Raw genomic sequence first — 3128 nt, 5'->3', positions numbered from 1 at the left:
CGATTACCGAGGTTTGACATTCGACTGCGGCTCGAAGTCGGGCTTCATCGAAGCAAACGTGGCTTTTGCCCTGTGGCGTAAGGATATCCGCCCAACGGTCGAAGTTTCGATTGCCGATCTGCTCAAGTCGATCAAGCCGGAATAGGCCAGACGGACATACAGACCAAGAAAACCCCGCTTTCAAATGTGAAGCGGGGTTTTTTGTTTAAGGCTTAGTCAATCAGTGTGGCGATTTATTTCTGCGCGTTGCCGAAATAAGCAGATAGTACCTCTTGAGTAGGGCCATCCATTTTCAAGTGACCGTGCTCCAGCCAAAGAACGCGATTGCAATTTTTCATCAGCAGTTCTCTGGAATGGCTCGCCAGAACCAGAATCTTGGTCGAACCCACCAGTTCGTGCATGCGTTTGTTTGCACGCTCTTTGAAGTCCTCATCTCCAGTTGATAACCATTCGTCCATAATCAGAATTTCTGGACGCACGGATGTCGAAGTTGCAAAGGCCAGCCTCAACTGCATACCTGAGGAATATGTCCTGAAGGGCATATCCAAGAAATCACCTAAGCCCGAAAATTCGGCTATTGCATCGAATTTCTCGTCAATTTCTTTCGGAAGCATTCCCATCATAGCGGAGCGCAGGCGAATATTCTCGCGTCCAGTCGCATCTGGGTCAATGCCAAGTTGGATATTGATCAATGAAACACAGGTTCCATCAATAAAAGCAGCGCCCTGTGTTGGTGTATAAATGCCCGAAAGCACTCGCAACAGCGTTGTCTTTCCCGAGCCATTATGACCGATCAGTCCGATACGATCTCCGTCCTTAAGAGTCATTGAAACTCCTTCAAGACCACGGATCACAACCAGTCGATCAGTCTTCCGTTCAATTTTTCCGCCTGTCGCAATGCTCAGAACACGGTTCTTCAGGGAGCGACTTGATGAGTTATAAATTGGAAACTCAACGCTCACGTTGTCTAACTTAATCAAACTCATATCATCACAACCAATACGCTACACGCCAACGGTATTTTCCAAAGAATACCAACGCAACGGCCCAACCGAAAACCGCAAGTCCAATTGCAACAAACCAGCTGATGTTTTCAGGAGCATGTCCAAAGAGCGGTGCCCTGACCAACTCAATGAAGTGGTAAAATGGATTAAACTCGATAAATGCCTTAGAAACATGATCCGGCAGAATCTTCACCATCCACATAATTGGCGTTGCATAAAAGAGTATCTGTAGGAAATTTGTTACAACCTGAGTCATATCGCGGAATCTAGCACATAGAACGGCGAGAATGAGCATCATCCAGGCCAAATTCAAAAAAACGAGCAAAAACCCTGGAATCGACAACAAAGCATAGAAATTAATTGTATGCCCAAGAATTAAAACAATAACAGGAAATATTACGATATTGTGCATGAATATTATCACGTTCCGCCACAACGTGCGCAGTATATGCGTGAAAAGCGGCATTCTCACCTGAAGAATAATGCCGTCAGATCCACTGAAGGTAGTACAACCTTCTGATAGCGAGCTTGTAATGAAACTCCACATAATGATTCCAGCACATACGTGAGGCAGATATTCATGCATTTCAGATTGGAACAGCGTTCCAAAAATTGCGCTGAGCGCACCAATCAGAACAGCCATATTCAAGGTGAGCCAAAACGCTCCAACTCGCGAACGACGATAACGCTGCGCAACATCTTGCCAGCCAAAAATCAAAGCCAAACGATATTTTGCAAAAGCCTCTACAATATCGTTCAATGCGACTTTAATGCCTGTCTTCGGCTTCAATCGGTATGCGACTAGCTCGGCGTTCTCATCAAAAGCTTCAACGCTCATAAAGACCTAATCCTAGTTGAAAATTATGCAGAGCCGCCCACGCGTCTTCGCAAATATTTCGTCTGTCTGATCGCGTGTAATAATGGAAATGCTTGAATCAAGTCAACCGCCTCCAATAAGGGAATGCCTTCACAATGTGGCTAAACTCGGATTGTCGATTTAGCACACTGTACAAGCTGGCTGTAGGACAACGCACCGTTAGATACAGACCTAATAAAGCAAGTTTGGTTCACTGCCGTTATAACCGCAACAGCAGGCAACACCCTCGCCCGTGCGCGTTTTGCTAAATGTCGTTGGAGTCGAGGTCTTCTCCGTCGCCAAAATTTGGCATGAAAATGGGTGAGCGCTGCATCGGAAGCGTCGTTTTAAGCTTTCCAACGACAAAACCCTTTGCTGAGAAGAGTTATGATGTCGTGGCGCACGTACTACGTCTGTCTACCGGCTTATACTATTTTCCTGTCCGTCAATGCGAAAAGCCTATCTGGGCGCGCGATCAGGCACAACCCGGCTTATCTCTCACGGAGGAACGTGGGCACGATGCCTTCATGAACCCAGATTACATAGCACGACTATCCTATTTGCCATTCTCAAAATCTTCGACGGCTCGGTCAACGAGTGAACCATGCAACGACGCGGGTATCAGAAGGTGATTAGTTTTCTTAACGTTGTCGAGGGACGTCTAGCAGGCTGTTGAAGAAGTCTCTGGTTTGGCCTTCAGCACGGCCTCGTCTCCGCTATCGTATGCGAACGTGATCTCGATCGCGCCATCATCGAGTAACTCGGCATGACCGTCGCCCGATACTTCGTCCATTTCATCGCTTCCGCGCCATCTGAAGAAGACCATGGACGTGCTGTAGCCGAGATCGAGGCTCGCTTGCATCGCACCGAAGGCGATTTCGCCATGCCCGTTGGCCCCGATGGTGATTGTGGCGGGGTCAACCAGGTCGAGATAATCCCGATCCCATAGATCGGCCTCGACGATCCGCCAGCGGCCAATCAGGCGGCAGTTCGGGGCCGCGCTCATGACGACACCGTCAACAGTTTCGGCAGCCGCACCAGATCATAGGCGGCGGCCGCGAAGGTGAAGGCCCATCCGACGCGGTCGCGGCCACGGAACTTCGTCTTGTCCTGCCCCGCGACGGTCTTGATCCAACCGAACGCCTCCTCGATGCGCTTGCGGATGCGCAAGCTGACCCCATAGCCGGAATGGCGCGTCGTGCGCCCGTCAATGGCCGAGCGGCGACCATTGACGTTCTGCGCCACATGCGGCGTCACCTTCATCGACC

The 3128-nt window shown here is 49.5% G+C and carries 4 protein-coding genes; all 4 read right to left on the bottom strand.

All coding sequences use genetic code 11. The features are described 5' to 3' along the window. Window positions 1-233: 233 nt before the first annotated feature. Window positions 234-962 (bottom strand): ABC transporter ATP-binding protein, encoded by a 729-nt coding sequence (locus tag GAK38_RS23775; protein ID WP_325347347.1) that lies wholly within the window; start codon window positions 960-962, stop codon window positions 234-236. Between the two features lie 28 nt (window positions 963-990). Next, a complete protein-coding gene (locus tag GAK38_RS23770; RefSeq protein WP_325347346.1) occupies window positions 991-1842 on the bottom strand; it encodes an ABC transporter permease in 852 nt (283 codons plus the stop codon). Between the two features lie 679 nt (window positions 1843-2521). Then, entirely contained in the window at window positions 2522-2866 is a 345-nt protein-coding gene (locus tag GAK38_RS23765) for a hypothetical protein (protein WP_325347150.1), read from the bottom strand. Further along, the coding region (locus tag GAK38_RS23760) for a transposase (protein ID WP_325347300.1) at window positions 2863-3128 on the bottom strand (266 nt) is incomplete at its 5' end. The genes GAK38_RS23760 and GAK38_RS23765, both read right to left, overlap by 4 nt.

It is taken from the genome of Xylophilus sp., from assembly GCA_009914555.1.
In the GTDB taxonomy this organism is placed as follows: domain Bacteria; phylum Pseudomonadota; class Gammaproteobacteria; order Burkholderiales; family Burkholderiaceae_C; genus WNDY01.
This window is presented reverse-complemented; position numbering and strand designations above follow the sequence as displayed.